The following is a 19337-nucleotide window of genomic DNA, read 5'->3' on the forward strand; positions in this document are numbered from 1 at the left end:
AAAAGGAATCGGAATGGACCGATTCCTTTGATTGATTTTCACTTAAATCAATTTTCAGTTGGATAGTCAGTTGTTGCAGTCGATAATGCACCTTTTCCTGAAATTACATTAGTTACTGGAGAAATCGTATAACTACCAATTTTTGTAGTTATCACAATATTTGATAAAACACCTGAAGTATACTCAAGCTTTCCTGCAAGAATTGGATCTTTAGTACTTGGCAACACTAAACCAGGCTCTAAAAACTTATTTCCAACTAAGTCAGTTAGAACTTTTACCGTATCTGGAGGCGTTCCTCCTTTTTCCGTTGTGATGTAGAGCCTAGATGCTTCATAAACTTGATGGAAAAACGCTGCATCCGCATCATTTTTTGATTTCGATATTACTCCTAAAATGTAAGGCACAGCTATTGCAGCAATTACAGCCAAAATTACAATAACAGCTAGTAATTCAATTAGAGTAAACCCTTTTTCTTCTTTTCTAAGGCGATTCATTGTTTTTACTAACATCTCTTTTCCTCCTAAATTATGATTAACCTAAGTTTGAATACATACTAAACATCGGTAACATTATAGCAGCAACAATTGATCCTACAACTCCTGCCAAAACAACCAACAATAAAGGCTCTAATAATGACTTCAAACGATCTACGGTGTTCTCTACATCCATCTCATAGAAATCTGCAACCTTTTCAAGCATTTGATCGAGCGCACCGGTCTCTTCGCCAATGGAAATCATTTGAGTAACTAGCGGAGGAAACACCCATGCCTGCTTAAGCGGTTCAGAGAGTGGATTTCCTTGCCGTAACGAGTCAGCCGATTTTCTAATAAATCCGCCAATCACTTTGTTATCTACAACTTCTTCTACAATGGCTAGAGACTGCAATACGGGTACTGCGCTTGAATACAATGAAGATAAGGTGCGAGTCATTAAGGCAATAGAACCTTTTTGCTTTAGCTTACCAAAGATAGGTATTCTCAGTTTCATATAGTCAATCCCATATGCTCCCGCTTCAAACCTTTTTGCCACTTGATAAACAACAATGACACCAAGCAATACAACCAACCAATAAAACCACTGATGTTGAATACTATTGCTTAACTTTAATACAACTCTAGTAATCAAAGGCAGTTCCGCATGCAGAGACTCAAACGTAGTAACAAACTGAGGCACCACAGACTTTAGAAGATAAATGACAGCTACAATAGACAATCCGCCTACCGTTGCCGGATAAGTCATCGCCGACTTAATCTTCTCCCGAGTCACATGCTCCTTCTCAAAAAACTTTGCAAGACGCTCCAGCGTCCCTTCCAAGTCCCCAGTCTCTTCCCCGGCGCGAACCATGTTCACAAACATCGGAGGAAAAATCTTTTTATGCTCCGAAATCGACTTTGAGAAGGACACCCCTTTCGAAATGCTCGAAGCTACCTGCAAAAGCGCTTTGCGAAGCGGTTTGCTCTCGGTCTGTGCGGCAAGGATCGACGTTGCTTCCACGATGTTGACGCCTGCCCGGATCAAAGTCGCAAACTGCCGGCAATAGACGATAAAATGAATCGTTTTGACCGGATTCCCGATATAGATCTCCGTTTTGAGCGCTTTGAAATGTTCTTCCTTCACAGAGAGAACGACATAGCCTTTCTTTCGAAGCTCTTCCACCGCAGTAGACTTATCCGTTGCAGAGATTTTTCCTTTGATCTGTTTGCCGCTGCTGCCTCTTACCTCATACAGAAACTCTGACATTACATTACACCGCCCTCAGCAAGATAAGCTCTTGCTGCGATTGGATCAATAAGTCCCTGCTGCATTTGTTCCTTAATCGACATGTCCAGCGTGTGCATTCCTAAGCTTCGTCCAGTCTGCATGACGCTTTTGATCTGATGAATTTTCTCCGAACGAATCAGGTTGCCGACCGCCGGCGTATTAATCATGATTTCCGTCGCACAGGTCCGGCCTAGGCCGCCAGGCTTCGGAAACAATCGCTGTGAAACGACAGCGACCAGAACGGCCGCCAGCTGCACGCGAATTTGTCCTTGTTGATGCGCAGGGAACGCATCGATAATGCGATCTATCGTCTGAGGCGCATCTGTCGTATGTAAGGTTGCAAAGACCAAGTGACCGGTCTCGGCAGCTGTAACCGCTGCGGAAATGGTCTCCAGATCACGCATCTCACCGACGAGAATCACATCAGGATCTTGACGCAGCGCTGCTCTTAGGCCATTCGAGAAGGACTTCGTATCACTGCCTACTTCCCTTTGGTCAATAATAGACGATGAGTGAGTATGCAGGAACTCGATCGGGTCTTCCAACGTTACGATATGCTTCTTCTCTGTTCGATTAATGTAATCGATCATTGCTGCCAGCGTCGATGATTTCCCGCTTCCCGTTGGTCCTGTCACCAGGACAAGCCCTTGCGGTTTCAACGCTAACGAGCTTATCACATTAGGCAGCTGCAGCTGTTCGAGAGATGGAATCTTGGTTGGAATCGTACGGATAGCAACGCTAACACGTCCCCTTTGGCGATAAGCATTAATCCGGTAACGAGAACATCCTTCAAGCTCGTATGAGAAATCCAGCTCTCCTGCTCCCTGAAATCGCTCGATTTGCTCTGCATTTAATAAGGCTTCTGCCATCGATCGGGTGTCGTCAGCTTGCAGCGGATCATTTCCGACGGGCTGCAATGTACCGTGAACGCGAAGTATGGGCGGCGAACCGACGGAAAGATGTAAGTCTGAGGCCTTCGACTCATGTGCAGTTCTTAATAGACTTACGATTCGATCTAACGCGATTGACATTTCCCCCACCTCCTTTCTCATTAATAAGCTACCGTTTCTCGAATAACCTCTTGCAGCGAAGTAATCCCTTGTTTTACCTTCTGAACGCCGTCGTCCATGAGCTGAATAAGCCCATACTCAAGCGCCGCTTCCCGCATCTCTTGAACCGATGCCTTGTTGCTGATCAGCTGACGCATGGCATCGTTCACGACGAGAATCTCGTGGATCGCCAGTCTTCCGCGATACCCGGTTCGATTGCAGTTGCCGCAGCCTTCTCCTTTGTGAAGCTTGTCTGCCTGTATCCCTTTGCTATTCATGAAGATCCGTTCTTGCTCCGTTGGCGTGTACTCCACTTTGCACTCATGGCAAATTCTACGAACTAGCCGCTGCGCGACAACGCCAATCAACGACGAGGCGATCAAGTAAGGTTCAACGCCCATATCCCGAAACCTTGTAATTGTACTTACAGAATCGTTGGTATGCAAGGTAGATAGTACAAGATGTCCCGTTAGTGAAGCACGTATCGCGATTTCCGCCGTCTCTGAATCCCTGATCTCCCCAACCATCACGATATTCGGGTCCTGGCGTAAAATAGAGCGAAGTCCGGCGGCGAAGGTAAGCCCGATTGTCGGATTCACATGCACCTGATTAATGCCTTCCAATTGGTACTCGACGGGATCTTCAATCGTAATAATGTTGGCATTTTCCCGGTTCAAATGATTGAGAGCAGAGTACAGCGTCGTAGTTTTCCCGCTTCCCGTAGGACCTGTAATGAGCAAAATGCCATAGGGCTGCTCAATCATTTCACGGAAAACGCCCATGTTGCGTTCCCCGAAGCCTAACTGCTCAATCGGCTTTACGCCCGTTGATAAATCTAAGAGACGCAGAACGATTTTCTCCCCATGAATAGTTGGAAGCGAAGAAACGCGGATATCTACATGCTTGTAATCCACTTGCATTTTGATTCTTCCGTCTTGCGGCAATCTGCGCTCGGCGATATTCAGCTTCGCCATAATTTTCAGCCGGGCTGTAATGAAGCCTTGCATTTGCTTTGGAATTACCCGCTCGGTCCTCAAATGCCCGTCAACCCGATAACGAATGACGAGGTTCGTCTCTCCCGGGTCTACGTGAATATCGGAAACTTTCAACTGAACCGCTTGCTGAATCATTTGATTGACCAGCCTTACGATCGGCGAATCCTCATCGGTAATTTCGGTTTCCTTAATATCTTCGGTCGTAGGCATGTCCGTCATCATTTGACTCATGGAATCCTGAAGTCCATAATGACGAGCGATCGCACGCTGCAATTCGTCCCGGCTCGTAATGGCTGGCTCTATACGATAGCCGGTACTCATTCTCATTTCTTCAATTGCAAAGTAGTCCAGCGGATCGGCCATAGCCACCATGAGTTTTCCGCCGTCTTTATGAAGGGGGATCGCCTGGTAGCGTCTTGCCATGCTTTCCGGGATGATTTTCGTTATTTCCGGATCAATCTGATATTTAAACAAGCTGACGTGAGGGATGCCGAGTTGAAATTCCAGAACCTCGATTAATTGCTGCTCTGTAATATAGCCTTGCGTAATAAGCAAGTCCCCAAGCTTCTGTTTGGTTTTACTCTGTTCTTTAAGTGCCTCTTGAAGCTGAGCTTCTGAGATGATCCCGCTCTCTACAAGTAAATCACCCAATCGTTTCCTAACCAGAGCCATCTTCCATTCAACTCCAATACCAATTTCAACCAAAATAAATAGGACTAAATACCCATTTTAAAAACGAGTGCAAATGTCATTATACAACATTAGGATATATTTTAGAATAACTTTCTCAGCTCGTTCTGTCGAATGGAAAAGTTTGCTAGCGAAAAGCTGTTTCTAAGATATAATTCGCGTCGCATCAAGGAAATTCCTTTAAATAAAAATATTATCAAATGTGTATTTTTCGTCAACTTCCTCAAACTTTCCTAAAAAATTTTCGATATCATGTACACAAACTGTATATTTTCAAGGCTGAAAAGTAGTAAAATAGTCTCATATGCACAGTGTTTGTTTTAATCAACGGGAGGAGAGGAACTTATGTTTTCAGCCATACAAAAAAAGATCAGCCTCATACTGATCGCATCCATGGCTATATCATGGTTCGGTTTCGCAGATTTAGCCAGCCAAACAGCGTTAGCTGCGACAGGCGATTCCGTAACTGTGGCTTTAAAATCTGTAGATAACAGCAAGTACATAACTACAGATACAAGCGACAATTCACTTTACGCCAATAAGACGAATCCATGGGTAACCGATTTGTTTGATCTGGTGGAGCAAGGTGATAGTGTCTATGCACTGAAATCCAGAGCTAACGGCAAATATGTAACGGTTGGCTCCGGCCGAAAAGATACGTTGAAAGCTACGTCGCAAACGATTAACGATGATCAGAAGTTCAAAATGATCACCAATGCAGACGCAACAGTATCGTTCAAACCAGTTGGAAGTCTCAAAAATTACTATATGAGTGTATCAAGCGATACTAATAATCCAATTAATGCAGAGCAAAGCATGCCTATCAAGTTTCAGCTTTCCTACTTCGACCTCACCAAGCCTTTGAAAATACTGGAGATCAAAGATTTGGACAAGCCCGCCAGCGGAGACGCATCTGCCGTCATATCTGATTTGGCATCAAAGTTAGGAACGAACTCCGGGTACACCTTGGAAACAATGAGCATTAAGAAATTCGTTGCACTCCGCGATGAACTGGATGGGAAATATGATGCGATTTACTTCGGCAAAAGTTTATTTAATCCAACCTCCGAGACCGGAGCAAACCACAACACAAGATATCTCGAAAACGATATTACAACGCTTAAAGCGGCCGAAATTACAGATAAGTACATAAATAAAGGTCTTCCCGTAATCGTTTATAGCGATTCTACGACTAAACGCGGCGCTTTGTATCAAGGATACTTAAACGGCAGTACCTGGACGAAGTCTAGCGGAAATTTATACAACTTATTTAATCCTTATAATACGACGCCCAAAAGCAACGTGATCTTTGTAAGTGAAACGGATATTAATAATGCAACCACTTTTATCAATAAAACTAACTTGCTTGTGAATGCCAATGTTCGGCCTCAGCTAAATCTGACGAGCAAACCCGCTGATTATACATTAACGGCAAATCGTGACAGCAAGTATAAAGCAGGCGACACTTTAACTTATACATTTAATGTTTCTAATGTTAGAAATATCGGACAGCGCAACTTAGTTGCTAATTTGTATTTGGGTATTGACAGTGTTTTGAAATTCGATGCTTCGAACTTGGTTCAAACCATCCCGGTAACCTCGCTTACCAACAATACTTTAAGCTTTACGCTTCCCAAAGGGTACTCCGGGCTTTACTACTGGCGTCTCGAGCTTGTTGATCAGACCAGCACCGGAAAGCTGAAGGATTCGGCAGCCGGCGTTTTCCGTTATCAAGACCAGCCGCCAACCATTAAGGTGCTGCAAGTAATTCCAGATTCGCAGTCGGTTAACAAGACGAGCTCCCTGCTTTTGGAATCCAACCTGAAACAAAATTATTTGCATTCTGACGATTACGATATCAATATTTCCGTCATTGATTTCAATACCTTTAACTCGACAGAGTACAAAACGTTAAACAGCAAGTATGATATGTTAATCTTTGGTTTTAACGATTCTTATAACCAGACGGCTAACATTTCCTCAACAGCTGCAGCTGCTGTAAAATCATTCATCGCGACTGGTCAAGGCGTCATGTTCACCCATGATACCGTTTATCAGGGCAATACAACGTGGATCAATTATTTCCAAACGGACACCGGCCAAATCGGGCCTATGACGAATATGGGACTCAATGCCCCTAATACGTCGACGTCCACTGTCAAAATAAATGAGGGTTTGCTAACCGAATTCCCTTTCTTTATTAGCGAGCTCCCGACTGCAGTAGCGACAACGCATGATCAATATTTTAGGCTGGATCTGAACGATCCTAAAGTTATACCTTGGTACAACATCAATGGCAGTGTTCGCGACGTCGAAGACAGCTGGAATCATTACTACACATATTCTAAAGGCAATGTCACCTATTCAGGAACGGGGCATAATTTCGTAAACACAACCAAAAACAGCTCCTTCCCCGATTGGGAACAGAAACTGTTCGTCAACACCATGTATAGAGCTTTCATCGGCTCAAATCATAAGCCAACGTTGGATATTATATCTCCAGTACCTTTCAATGAAACTGCCAAGAACTACATCTCGGCAAACAGTGCGATTTCGGTCAGCTTCAAACCCGATGATTTGGATTTAAATGATAAGAAAGTAACCTCCTCTATCACGTTTAAATACAAAGACAAATCAGGAACAAATCAAACTGTAAAAGTTATGGGAGATACGGAAACGAACAAAGGTGAAACGATTACCAAGACGTTTGCCAATCCGCTCGCTGAAAGCGGCGGGGATTTAACAATCTCCGTATCCACCAAAGACGCCGCAGGCGCTTTAGAAACCAAAGAAGTGGCAGTTAAAGTCATTACGTCTACCGGATTAACGCCAGACCGTACAATATCAGCAGAGAAAGTCGAAGTTAATAATCCTGTAACTGTAAGCTATGCCATTAATCCAACGGCCAAAGCGTACAGCGCGGCAACAAATATAAGTGATTTGACCATTACCGGTTTGCAATTTAAAGAAACGTTCCCAGCTAATATGGATCTTGTCACGTTCCCACCGGATTTTACGAAAACGGGATCTTTGACAAGCGGATTTACGCTTGAAGGCAATATCGCGAATATTCCTTATCGTCAAGAGGGCAATCAATTTGTAGCGAATAGCTCCACATTTACCATCGTGGTCAAGCCAACGAAAGCTGGAGACTACTCCTTATCGAATGCCAACCTGAAATATAAAGATTTCGCATCTAGCGACCAAAGTGTTCTTTTCTCTAATAAAGTGGTAACAGCGTTTAAGAAAATAACATCATTCTCATTGGATAACCTCACCATTGCCAAAGGTGATACGTCCAAGCTCATTCCTAAAGTACTGCCTATCGATGCTACGTATCAAAAAAATGAGGATTTCACTTGGTCGACTAGTGCCTCATCCATCGTTAGCGTAGACGCGAGCGGCCAGATCCAAGGCGTCAATGCGGGAACGGCTACAATTACCGCAACGGCAAAAGATGGCAGCGGACTGCAAGCAACATCCGTAGTTTCCGTCATCCAGCCTGGATTAAACATCACCGGTCCCACTCAAGTAGCTGTTGGCTCAACGATTAATTTAATGGCTGCCCTTGTAACCGTGAATGAGAATGTAACATCAGTAAGCTGGAGCTCATCCAATCCGAGTAAAGCGAATTTTACCGTTAATGATCAATTTACAGGCGTTTTAAGAGGTGTTCAAAAAGGCACAGTAACCGTAACGGCAACTGTGGTGACGGATAAAGGGAAAACTTATACCAAAGATTACGATGTAAAAGTATATACGCCTATAACATCCATAAATTTGAACAACTCCAGTATTCGAGTCGGAGAAAGCGTTAAGTTAAATGCCGCTTATGCACCGTCTGATGCGGATTATCCTACTTTCACCTGGAGTTCGGATCGCCCTGAGGTTGTTACCGTTGACAGCAACGGAAATATCACAGGGGTATCTGCAGGAACAGCTAAGATTACAATTAATTCTACAGACGGCTCCAATCTATCGGCGAATGCGACCGTTACCGCCGTGAAACCTTCTCTCTCGGTTAGCGGTCCTGTCTCGGTAAATATCGGAGAGAAAATTACATTAGAAGCTCTTTTCACCACGATCAATGAGAATGTTTCTTCCGTTTCTTGGAGCTCGCCGGATCAGGATAAAGCCAGTTTTGCTACAGATGGCGATTACAAACGCGTGTTAACAGGTGTTAAAGCAGGAACCGTGAATGGCTCGGTTACCATCTCGACGGATAAAGGCAATACGTATACGAAAACATTCAGCGTTTCCGTCACGACTGTTCCTGTTGCTTCCGTAAACATCGAGAATGCAACGATTCGAGTGAATGAAACTACAGCGCTGACAACAACCGTATTGCCTGCAAACGCGAGCAACAAAACTCTAACTTGGTCTTCTAATCGTCCTGAAATCGCAACGGTTGATTCAAGCGGCAGTATCCGTGGGGTTGCAGCAGGTCAAACAACGATAACGGCTACAACGACGGATGGTACTAACAAATCATCCAATACAGCGGTTGTCACCGTCATCAAGCCTGCTTTTACCATTGAAGGTTCTGACATTGTGTTTGTCGGCGGCTCTCCTATCACATTGACGGCGAAGTTAACAACCGCGAATGAGACAGTTAGCACCTACACGTGGCATGTCTCCGACGAAGACAAGTTAAAAGCAAGATTCGTTACAGACGGCGCCGACAAGAGAGTGCTGACGGGGCTACGCTCAGGAAGCATAAACGGCAGTGTGACCGTTGTTACGGACAAAGGCAACACGTACGAGCAAACCTTTTCAGTGACCGTCATCTCCTTGCTTACTTCTTTGAACATCAGCGGCAAAGAAATTCGGGTCGGCGAACCGAACGTTACGATAACGCCTAGCTTCCAACCACTCGATGTCAGCAACAAAACATTCACTTGGTCCTCGGGGAATCCAGCGATTGCAACTGTCGATCCAAATGGACTGCTGGATGGACGATCACCAGGCGAAGCCATGATTACAATCCGTTCAAACGATGGAACGAATATTGCTTCAACCGCAATTGTGAAAGTTATTAAGCCGAGTATCCAAATAACGGCGCCTGCGACGGCCAACATCAAAGAACCGTTTGATCTAAGCGCTGCTTTCACAACAGTAAATGAATCTAAAACTAGCGTTGATTGGAAATTCGATGAAGCTGACAAGGTGACTGTAAGCCGAACCGACGATTACAACTTGAAAGCAACAGGTAAATCCGCAGGCACGCTTCATGGTTCTATCACGATTACAACTGATAAGAACAATACGTATACTGAGCCTTTTACGATTGAATTGAAGTCCATCCCTGTTACGAGTGTTAGTATTGATAACACAAAAATACGTGTTAACGAAGAGTACCAATTAACACCAACAATCAAACCTACAGAAGCAAGCAATAAAGAACTTACTTGGGTTTCAAACAAGCCGGAAGTGGTAACTGTCGATCAAAGCGGAAATATTCGTGGGGTTGCACCAGGTGAAGCAACGATTACGGCTACAACGACGGATGGCACTAACATATCCAATAAAGCGGTTGTCACCGTCATCAAGCCTGCTTTTACCATTGAAGGTTCTGACATTGTGTTTGTCGGCGGCTCTCCTATCACATTGACGGCGAAGTTATCGACCGTGAATGAGACGGCTAGCTCTTACACGTGGCATGTCTCCGACGAAGATAAGCTAAAAGCAAGATTCGTTACAGACGGCGCCGACAAAAGAGTGCTGACAGGGCTGCGCTCCGGAAGCATAAACGGCAGCGTGACCGTTGTTACGGACAAAGGCAACACGTACGAGCAAACCTTTTCAGTGACCGTCATCTCCTTGCTTACTTCTTTGAACATCAGCGGCAAAGAAATTCGGGTCGGCGAACCGAACGTTACGATAACGCCTAGCTTCCAACCACTCGATGTCAGCAACAAAACATTCACTTGGTCCTCGGGGAATCCAGCGATTGCAACTGTCGATCCAAATGGACTGCTGGATGGACGATCACCAGGCGAAGCCATGATTACGATCCGTTCGAACGATGGAACGAATATCGCTTCAACCGCAATTGTGAAAGTTATTAAGCCGAGTATCCAAATAACGGCGCCTGCGACGGCCAACATCAAAGAACCGTTTGATCTAAGCGCTGCTTTCACAACAGTAAATGAATCTAAAACTAGCGTTGATTGGAAATTCGATGAAGCTGACAAGGTGACTGTAAGCCGAACCGACGATTACAACTTGAAAGCAACAGGTAAATCCGCAGGCACGCTTCATGGTTCTATCACGATTACAACTGATAAGAACAATACGTACACTGAGCCTTTTGCAATTGAGCTGAAGTCTATACCTGTTACGGGCGTTAGTATTGATAACACAGAAATACGTGTTAACGAAGAGTACCAATTAACACCAACAATCAAACCTACAGAAGCAAGCAATAAAGAACTTACTTGGGTTTCAAACAAGCCGGAAGTGGTAACTGTCGATCAAAGCGGAAATATTCGTGGGGTTGCACCAGGTGAAGCAACAATAACGGCCACAACGACGGATGGGACAAATATATCCGCTACAGCTACGATTACTGTTATTAGACCGTCAATAACAGTCGACGGACCTAACAAACTCTACATTGGCGGACAAACCATTACGCTTAATGTTACGTTACACTCTGCTCATGAATTGCCTTCGTATACGACTTGGCTTGTTTCAGATGAAGACAAACTGAAAGCTGATTTCGCCGGTGTACAAGGAAGTCCCCAGAGAGTTCTGACCGGCAAGCAATACGGTACTATTAGCGGCACTGTGCATATGGACACTGACCAGAAAGGTTCCTATGATGCCAGCTTTCAAGTAACTGTCATCTCCCTGCAATTAGATGACCAAACCGTTGATGTCGGCCAAACCGGCAGCCTGTCGCATTCAATTAATCCTCCGGTAGACTTGACTTCCGATATAATATGGAAATCAACGAATCCGAATGTGCTTACGGTAGACAAAGTTTCAGGCAACTATGACGCCAAGTCAGAAGGAACATCACAAGTAACGATCATCTCGAAAGTTGATCAGAGTATCATTGCTTCCGCTACTGTCACAGTTGCTCAACCAAGAGTTGCCATTGACGGGGACCAAGTAGTGAACATTAACGGAACGACAACACTTACAGCATCTCTGAAATCATCTCATCAACATGCGAAAACGTTCACTTGGGCTTTGGACAATCCCAATCAAACTTTCGCGAATGTTACAAAGCCGTCGGAAGACGCCAGAAAGTTTAACGGCAAAAATGTTGGGTTAGTAACAGGAACAGTCACCATCGTTACGGATAAAAACATTACGTACTCCCAAAATTTCAGCGTTTCGGTTGAATCTTTGTCCATCGTTAAACTCACGAATGACGTTGAAAGCAGCCCAGCTGTAATCACACTGGACAAAGGCGAATCTATTGTGCTGAAAGCTGCTTTGAATCCTGCGACAGCTTTAAACAAAGAATTTAAATGGACCCTCACTGGGGGGACAGGTGAAGCTGAATTCATCGGCAGTGATAGCAAGGGAACGGTCACATTGAAAGGAACCAAAAAAGGCACCATTCAAATCCAAGTCGACACTGCTGGCGGCCAAGGCTATCCTTCCAAAACAGCAGCCAAATCTGCCGAAGTGAAGCAGGATTTGACGAAACTGGAGCTGCCAAAGGCAACAATCACCTTGTATACAAAAGGTACGGAAGCTCAGAAGTCGTTTGACTTATTCAAGTATCTTACAGTTACACCTGAAAAAGTTGCACCTGAAAAATGGAAAAAAGAATGGATATACGATTTAAAAGCTCAGTTACAGTGGAAGAGCAGTAAGGCGAATATCGCTGATGTTAACTCGGACGGAGTCGTAACAGGCCTTAAACAAGGCTCGACAACCATCACAGTCACAAATAAAGACGATGAAAATGTGAAAGGCGAAGTCAATGTGCAAGTGATCGAGTTTGACGACAGATATTAAAAATAACCCCCCAGACACTGTGATCTGGGGGGTTATTTTATTCGGACGATTTAAACTCCGTTACTTGCTTCTTCTTCCCGACGGTCAAACCTACTTTCGAAACCCGCGGCAGACCGGCCTTCTGGTTCTCAAAGATTTTACTGTTATATTCAATAATCAGACGTGATTGATTCTCGGAGGTAACTTGCGTTTGATCATCCATTTGAATCTTTTCTACCTTTCCTGAAGCATTTCCCCGGATTGCATTTACCGTCAAATTCCCTTTGGCAAAAAAACCGCCATACACCCATAAGACCGAACCGACGCCATAAATCGTTGCATTGCTATCCGTATAGAAAAAAGCTTTAAGGATTGGGGGATTATCGTCATCAGTCTTTTTAGACGGATTAACTGGCTCAAAAGGCTTCTTAATATCTCTGAATGAATTTACGCGATAAATATCAATGGCACCTTTGGAAATAAGCACAAGCTCCTTTCCATCCAATCCTAGAATTGAGGCATCTACAATTTCCGTCGCGCCTAGCGTATAAATCGTCGCATCCATTTTCACTGTGTTATGAATGGATAAATTGCCTGTAACTAAAATGTTGGCTTTAATATTCACACCGTCTGCGCTTAAATTATTAATCGTTAAATCTCCATTTACAATGAACCAGCTGCTTTTATTTAGATTAACTTCGCCTTCCGGATTCTTGATCTGATCCGCATATTTCAATTGACTGAATACTTCGCCTCCATCTATCGTCAGATTGCCATTATACATCACCGTATCTACAAGCGGATTTGAAAACAAGTTGGCAAGACTGCTCTTACTTGCCTCATAATCAGCATGCTTCACAGTGTCAGCAGGATCAGGAGCCACTTCAGACAGCGGTTCCAGCACTTCCACTCCCTCTTGAAGCATAAAATCCGCCAGATTTTCATGGGATGCCAATTTATTCTTCACTTCCGTTCTTTGTACAGCGGCAGCCAGCGTGTCCGGGTCTTTCCCGATTGCCTGGATCATTTTATCCACGAAAGCTTCGTCTACTTCTATGCCGGCAAATTTGCTTTGGTCTTTGACATGAATATTTCCCGTATCCGTGCTTGTTAGCACATCTTTGATCGTTTTTACGCCTTCTCTCTCCTCCTCACTTATGCTTTTAAAATCGCTATTAGGGTTGCCTACACTTTCTACCGTATTACATTGCGGATTCGTTAGAGAGGTGGGGGAACTTACGCTTTCGCAGTAGTAGGCATTCAAACCATCGCCGGATGCACTCTTTTGAACGTAAGCACTCCCATCCAGTTTAGGGTATTTCGTTGGTTGATATAAGGGCACCCCAAGGTACAAATATTCCGCTTCATTTTTAACCTTTAAAGCTTCCCCCGCATAAATGTCACCGATAATGTAAGGGGAACCGTTTATCAACACTGTACCTTCCGAACCCATGGCATATTTCAAAGAATCAGGAAATGTGTCCAAGATCAAGTTCTGGGTTAGTCGGCGCGTAACATTATTTACAGTAGCTTCGGCTTCAATCGTAATTTTATAATTCAACGAGCTGTCTGTTCTATCATTTTTTTCGAAATAAATTCGATGTATTTTCCCTTTCGCCGTACCAACCTCTCTATCCAGCAAAGTGCTGGTGGAAATTCCATTAAGCCTATCTGTGATTTTGTTTAACCTCTGTTGGACTTCATCAATATTAACACCATCCTGGCTTTGAAAATCCGACATAATATAAGCGGCTGCTTCATTCAATGTCTTTTCCGCCAAATGTAAACTTTGAACATCCTTTTGCTTCGTCTCGGTTCTAGTTGCTCCGCCTATACTTGCACTTAAGACCGCCATGCCTAGCAGCGAAAAGATAAGCACCATGAACAAAACTAACAACAACGCGGAACCGCGTTCCTCGCGTACCATGTTACTCCCCCTTAAAACCCGAACTTGCTTTGCAGCGTGAGCTTGTGATCTCTGCCTTTTGAAGTTTGGCTCAATTCAAGCGTGACATTGATCAGCCCGTTGGTGCATCCGTTCGTGCAGCTGTTAATATGAATCAAGGAACCGCTCATAACACTGGACTTCAATTCGATGGCACTGCTTGCCGTCTTCTGATCGTTATATATGTAGACCTTATGATCCGAGCTATCAATAACGACGTGACGTTCTATTGTACGTTCGACAGATTGTTCTCCCGTTTTTTCTACTTTTTTCATCAGAATGCCTTTTTCGGTTTCATTGTTCGCGCTGAAATTTTCAACGGTTTCCGGGGCTTGTGTATAGAACTCACTCATGATCGCCGACATAATGATATCACCTTCGTCACGCAAGGAATTCTCGACATTTACCCGATCATAGGCCTTAAAACCAAAGTTAATCACCCCATAGATGGAACCGGCTATCAAAGAAAAAATGCTTAATGCGGCAATGAGCTCGATTAACGAATACCCCTTTTGCTCTTTGATGCTGTTAACGAATCGTCTCATTTGCAATATAACCCTCCACAATGACAGGTTTATTCCTTCCGTTATTCACGTTGCTATCTTTTACGGTGACTTCGATTTGAATGGGCAGCAAATAATCCGTCATCCCTTTTTTCACAGGATCATTCTTCAATTCCTTTGTTATATCTTCCTGATAGGAGACAGATATTTGATATTCAATATCGTTTACCTTTGGATTTAACACTTCCCAGAGCTTCATATTGGGATTAAGAAATAAATTTTGCAGATCTTTGGAATCACAAATATTGGGCGTACTGCAGTTTTTCGGAGAAATTTCCGGGTTATTATTCGGATTTATAAAATAATTATGAATCGTTGTAAAGTTCTGTTTCTCCATATAAAATAAAGCATTCCTCGCCAAATTCACCATGACCGTTTTGTTCTGATTCCCTTTGTTATAGGACATCGCGTTAATGAAAAACGCCATCATCGCCATGGAAGCCACAGACAAAATCACTGTCGCAGCCAAAACCTCAATCAGCGTAAAGCCCTCTTCGCGGGGTTCTCTTCTTTTCATCTTTATACTCCTATGATTCATCTTCTCATAATTAACGCAGCTGCAAATGCAGGACTATTGTACCATATTTTCGACTCCATACGGGGATATCCCTGCATAAAAAGTGACAAACAGGGCTCAATTTGTACTTGAGAAACGTTAACATGTACCTCGTCTCCTTAAAAAGGTATAATGATATCAACACCTTTTAAAGAAAAGGACACCAAGCATGAAGAATAAAAAAAAGGATCCCCGCGTCGTTCGCACTCATCAACTGTTAAGGAAAGCGTTGATTGAATTAATGGAGGAGCGGGATTTCGAACAAATTACCGTGCAGGATATCTCGGAACGCGCAACGGTCAAACGAGCGACGTTCTACTTGCATTTCGACGATAAGCAGGCTTTCGTCCAGCAGGTTATGGATGAGATATTGGAAGATCTCCATGAGCATATTTTTATCTCCGGAGAGAACGACCCCGAAGAATTCGATATGCTTAGCGGTAAAGCACATCCTAGCTTCGTTCGTTTGTTTCATCAAATTGCAGAAAATTTCAACCTCTACTATGCGCTGCTAGTTAGAAATCGGGTACCTTATTTCGCCGCCGCCTTACTGCAGGTCATTCATGAGTTCATCTCCAAAGGCGTCGATTTCACGGAACCGGATGACCGCAACTTAACAGCTACGAGGGAAATCGTCGTCAAATACGTCGAGTCAGCTTTTCTTGAGGTCATTATTTGGTGGGTCGCGAACAACATGCCTTATTCGGAAGAAGAGATAGCTGCTCATCTAATGAACCTCTCCATTCGAGGCCCTTACAAGCACATCCCCGAACGAAAGAGTCGAATATGAGTCTATGCCTATGGCAAAAAGCCGCTCACTTATGTCTCCATAAATGAGCGGCTTCTTTATTCATACAATGTGCCTAGCAATTACAACGCAGTCCATCCGCCATCAATAACAAGCTCCGAACCAGTCATAAAGCGAGATTCGTCGGAAGCCAGGAAAAGAACACCGTACGCCACATCTTCAGGTTTCCCGAAGTAAGGAAGCTGTGTAAACGTTTGGTAATATGGAATGGCGTCTTTCATCGAAGGCTCCGTCATTGGTGTTACGATAATACCGGGGTGCACGGAGTTGACGCGAATGTTTTGCTTCGCATATTCCACCGCGGCAGCTTTCGATAAAGCACGAAGTGCGCCTTTCGCTGCTGTATAAGGGCTTGATCCCGCCATACCAACGATACCGCCGATTGAAGAGATGTTAACAACAGAGCCTGCACCGGCTTTTTGCATTTCAGGTATAACATATTTCATCCCCAGCACACATCCGGACAAATTGATATCCATCACGCGATCCCACTCGCTCATCTCGATATTGGCGATTGTTTTCGTCGATGAGATGCCCGCGTTATTCACGAGAATGTCCACTCTGCCGAAACGGTTAACCGTTTCTTGCACAATCTGCTTCCACTCTTCTTCCGAAGCGACGTTATGTTTGAAACCGATGGCTTCGCCGCCGCTTTCGTTAATCTCACGGATGACTTCCTGCAGAACATCATCCTTAATATCCGTTCCTACAACTTTAGCGCCTTCTTGGGCAAAAAGCTTCGCTTCCGCAGCCCCCATGCCTAATGCTGCTCCTGTAATTATCGCTACTTTTCCACTTAAACGTCCCATATGATATCCTACCCTTCTTTAATAGATTTGAAATAAAACCCGTGCACTTTCAATTATGTGTAAGTCAGGAACCTACTTGCATTATACAACATAATATTTAATATGTGAAGTTTTTGTCATGATGTAAATTAAGTCAATCAAAATAAATTGACTCCACTGGATGGGTTAGGCGCTCCAAAATCAAAAAAGCCTCGCTCCGGAGCAAAGCTCTTAAACCTTATACATACGGCGGGTCCCACGCCTTTTTATCCCACCCCAGCGTGTCGCTGATCACGTTCATGTCACGATCCAGCTGGACGTTAACGCCGAACGGCAGCTTGCGTTGATGCCAGAACCGGACGTCGCGCCACTGCACTTCGTAGCCGTCCGTTTTCTCGGTCCAGCACACGTGGATACGCTGAGCGAAGTGCAGGAAAGCGCGAACGCCATCCGTGGCCATCGTAGCCTGCACAATGGGATGTGACTGTTCGTGAGTATAGTCAATTTTACTGTATTCAACTTGGGTCACGACGGAGCCATCCCGAATTTCCCCCAAGAAAAATCGTGTATCGCTTTCGATGACGAATTGCCAACGAAACCAACTAAGGCTGGGAATGAGGTGGCAAATGCCATCTTCCAGCTCCAATTCCTTTTTGACCAGCTTGATATATCGTTTGCGTTGTTCGCTTCGGATGGCAATGTAGAAAAAGGTCACCGCATAAATCAGCGCGAACATCTCTCCAATATAAAGCCCCCCGCTGCCGTGCCAGACGAATATCCAAATAAGTACGCCCATCGTATGCAAGGCAAACAAGAAAGGCTCGTAGAGGCAAAGTGTGTCGAGATGGTGCCATTTCGAGGAAAACGGTCGAAGGCATTGTACGCCATACACGTTAAATAAATCCAAAAACACATGAAACACGACAGCCAGAAAGATCCACACATACATACTAAACCAATGCTCCCAAACACCGAAAATGGCGGCAAGCGGCAAACCGAGCACAATCGGCCAGATGAATAGGGCCGGCAAGGAGTGGGTAATTCCACGATGAACACGCACATAGTTCGAGTATCCTTTCATTCTCGCCACCGCATCGAAATCCGGGGCATGCGAACCGATGAGCGTCCCTGCAAGTATGGCATGAGTCAAGTTCGGATCTTGCGATACGGCGGGTACCAAACAGGCGAGTCCTGCCAAGGTGACGCCGAACAATAAGTGGCTTCCTGTATCCATGTATCAATCACCAGTCCTTTGTCTTATGTGTGCGTTATCCCGCTTCTGATGATGTCGTTTGAACGACATTTGCCAACTGGTTTTCCTCCCACCGTTCATGCACATTGAACCAATAGAACCAAGAATCCGGCTGCTCGCGAATGACCTTCTCCATAAATCCGTTCAACAGCAGATTCGCCTCGGCGCGTGCCATACGCCCGGTATGTTCAACATGCAGATCGACAGGCGAACCAAAGACGAGCCTGTGGTTAAATCCCTTTACACGATGTCCATAAAAAGGCACGACCGGAATTCGAAGCTCAAGCGCCAGCATTGCCGCACCCTCCGGCGTACGGGTCAGCCTCCCGAAGAGCCGGGATAAAGGAAACGAAGCGCGCCAGAAATCTCCGAGCAAAAAGACGACCCCTCCCCCCTGCAAATGCTTCTTTAAGGTCCGGTACAGCTCCAGAGGAGGTACGCTGTCATAATCCAGCCCTTTACAACCCATGGCGGCAAACTTTAAATATAGCGGTCTAAGCTCCGGGCTTCCCGCTGATGCTACCGTGATGCAATCGTATTTCCGGGTCAAATACCAATAGTAGTAAAAAAAATTGCCAACATGCGGCGAATAGACGATGAAGCCCTTCTCCTTCGAGCGCTTCCGGGCCTCTTCAAGATGCTCCTCGCCCTGCACAAGGAATTTACGTGCTTGCAGTTTTTTCAAACGACTGGATAAGAACAGAATTTCAAAAAGCGTAAACACGATATTTTTTACATATTGTCTGGAAATCGCGTTCGTTGCACGTATCGGCATGTCTCCAAGCAAATCTGCGATATTTTGATTCACGCGTATCAGAAAGCGATTACGCAAAGCAGCATAACCGACATAGGAAAAGAGTGAGCAAACCGCCTGCAGCATCCATAGCGGAACGAATCCAAGTATTTTTTCAATACGAGCTAATTTTTGATCATCTGATGTTAGTTGCGCGATCCACTCATACAAAGCAAATCCT

General features: G+C 44.6%; 12 protein-coding genes. 2 read left to right on the forward strand and 10 right to left on the reverse strand.

Features of this window, described 5'->3' with window-relative positions; translation table 11 throughout:
* Positions 1-47: 47 nt before the first annotated feature.
* From AC3WRW_RS09185 to AC3WRW_RS09200, 4 genes are read right to left on the reverse strand one after another with little or no spacing between them, the layout of a single operon-like run.
* Positions 48-509: a type II secretion system protein gene (locus tag AC3WRW_RS09185; protein WP_492546030.1), complete on the reverse strand. Its 462-nt coding sequence runs from the start codon at positions 507-509 to the stop codon at positions 48-50.
* A gap of 22 nt (positions 510-531) precedes the next feature.
* Positions 532-1740 carry a type II secretion system F family protein gene (locus tag AC3WRW_RS09190; RefSeq protein ID WP_492546031.1) on the reverse strand — a complete coding sequence of 403 codons (1209 nt, stop codon included), beginning with the start codon at positions 1738-1740 and terminating at the stop codon, positions 532-534.
* Positions 1740-2792: a type IV pilus twitching motility protein PilT gene (locus AC3WRW_RS09195; protein ID WP_492546032.1), complete on the reverse strand. Its 1053-nt coding sequence runs from the start codon at positions 2790-2792 to the stop codon at positions 1740-1742. The genes AC3WRW_RS09190 and AC3WRW_RS09195 overlap by 1 nt, the downstream gene beginning before the upstream one ends.
* Before the next feature lie 20 nt (positions 2793-2812).
* On the reverse strand, positions 2813-4477 hold the full coding sequence (locus AC3WRW_RS09200; protein ID WP_492546033.1) for a GspE/PulE family protein: 1665 nt from the start codon (positions 4475-4477) through the stop codon (positions 2813-2815).
* A gap of 363 nt (positions 4478-4840) precedes the next feature.
* Here AC3WRW_RS09200 and AC3WRW_RS09205 point away from each other — a divergent pair, with 363 nt between their 5' ends.
* On the forward strand, positions 4841-12472 hold the full coding sequence (locus tag AC3WRW_RS09205) for an Ig-like domain-containing protein (protein WP_492546034.1): 7632 nt from the start codon (positions 4841-4843) through the stop codon (positions 12470-12472).
* Between the two features lie 37 nt (positions 12473-12509).
* Here the strand turns inward: AC3WRW_RS09205 and AC3WRW_RS09210 are convergent, their stop codons facing one another.
* Genes AC3WRW_RS09210 through AC3WRW_RS09220 form a run of 3 tightly spaced genes read right to left on the reverse strand, consistent with a single transcriptional unit; the run spans position 12510 to position 15476 of the window.
* Positions 12510-14378: a hypothetical protein gene (locus AC3WRW_RS09210; protein WP_492546035.1), complete on the reverse strand. Its 1869-nt coding sequence runs from the start codon at positions 14376-14378 to the stop codon at positions 12510-12512.
* An 11-nt stretch (positions 14379-14389) separates the two neighbouring features.
* Positions 14390-14941 (reverse strand): PulJ/GspJ family protein, encoded by a 552-nt coding sequence (locus AC3WRW_RS09215; protein ID WP_492546036.1) that lies wholly within the window; start codon positions 14939-14941, stop codon positions 14390-14392.
* Positions 14925-15476 carry a type IV pilus modification PilV family protein gene (locus AC3WRW_RS09220; protein WP_492546037.1) on the reverse strand — a complete coding sequence of 184 codons (552 nt, stop codon included), beginning with the start codon at positions 15474-15476 and terminating at the stop codon, positions 14925-14927. The genes AC3WRW_RS09215 and AC3WRW_RS09220 overlap by 17 nt, the downstream gene beginning before the upstream one ends.
* Positions 15477-15684: 208 nt before the next feature.
* Here AC3WRW_RS09220 and AC3WRW_RS09225 point away from each other — a divergent pair, with 208 nt between their 5' ends.
* Positions 15685-16305, forward strand: a complete 621-nt coding sequence (locus AC3WRW_RS09225) for a TetR/AcrR family transcriptional regulator (RefSeq protein WP_492546038.1) — start codon at positions 15685-15687, stop codon at positions 16303-16305.
* An 80-nt stretch (positions 16306-16385) separates the two neighbouring features.
* Here AC3WRW_RS09225 and AC3WRW_RS09230 read toward each other — a convergent pair whose 3' ends face one another.
* From AC3WRW_RS09230 to AC3WRW_RS09240, 3 genes are all read right to left on the reverse strand, one after another.
* On the reverse strand, positions 16386-17132 hold the full coding sequence (locus tag AC3WRW_RS09230) for an SDR family NAD(P)-dependent oxidoreductase (protein WP_492546039.1): 747 nt from the start codon (positions 17130-17132) through the stop codon (positions 16386-16388).
* Between the two features lie 217 nt (positions 17133-17349).
* Positions 17350-18345 carry a metal-dependent hydrolase gene (locus tag AC3WRW_RS09235; protein WP_492546040.1) on the reverse strand — a complete coding sequence of 332 codons (996 nt, stop codon included), beginning with the start codon at positions 18343-18345 and terminating at the stop codon, positions 17350-17352.
* Positions 18346-18379: 34 nt separating this feature from the next.
* Positions 18380-19327 carry a lysophospholipid acyltransferase family protein gene (locus AC3WRW_RS09240; protein WP_492546041.1) on the reverse strand — a complete coding sequence of 316 codons (948 nt, stop codon included), beginning with the start codon at positions 19325-19327 and terminating at the stop codon, positions 18380-18382.
* Positions 19328-19337: the final 10 nt, after the last annotated feature.

This window comes from Paenibacillus sp. FW126-R14 (assembly GCF_058789495.1).

Bases quoted from the DNA above. Each gene is read 5' to 3' on its own strand.
- AC3WRW_RS09185 (WP_492546030.1), bottom strand. From the start codon at position 509: ATGTTAGTAAAAACAATGAATCGCCTTAGAAAAGAAGAAAAAGGGTTT.
- AC3WRW_RS09190 (WP_492546031.1), bottom strand. From the start codon at position 1,740: ATGTCAGAGTTTCTGTATGAGGTAAGAGGCAGCAGCGGCAAACAGATC.
- AC3WRW_RS09195 (WP_492546032.1), bottom strand. From the start codon at position 2,792: ATGTCAATCGCGTTAGATCGAATCGTAAGTCTATTAAGAACTGCACAT.
- AC3WRW_RS09200 (WP_492546033.1), bottom strand. From the start codon at position 4,477: ATGGCTCTGGTTAGGAAACGATTGGGTGATTTACTTGTAGAGAGCGGG.
- AC3WRW_RS09205 (WP_492546034.1), top strand. From the start codon at position 4,841: ATGTTTTCAGCCATACAAAAAAAGATCAGCCTCATACTGATCGCATCC.
- AC3WRW_RS09210 (WP_492546035.1), bottom strand. From the start codon at position 14,378: ATGGTACGCGAGGAACGCGGTTCCGCGTTGTTGTTAGTTTTGTTCATG.
- AC3WRW_RS09215 (WP_492546036.1), bottom strand. From the start codon at position 14,941: ATGAGACGATTCGTTAACAGCATCAAAGAGCAAAAGGGGTATTCGTTA.
- AC3WRW_RS09220 (WP_492546037.1), bottom strand. From the start codon at position 15,476: ATGAAAAGAAGAGAACCCCGCGAAGAGGGCTTTACGCTGATTGAGGTT.
- AC3WRW_RS09225 (WP_492546038.1), top strand. From the start codon at position 15,685: ATGAAGAATAAAAAAAAGGATCCCCGCGTCGTTCGCACTCATCAACTG.
- AC3WRW_RS09230 (WP_492546039.1), bottom strand. From the start codon at position 17,132: ATGGGACGTTTAAGTGGAAAAGTAGCGATAATTACAGGAGCAGCATTA.
- AC3WRW_RS09235 (WP_492546040.1), bottom strand. From the start codon at position 18,345: ATGGATACAGGAAGCCACTTATTGTTCGGCGTCACCTTGGCAGGACTC.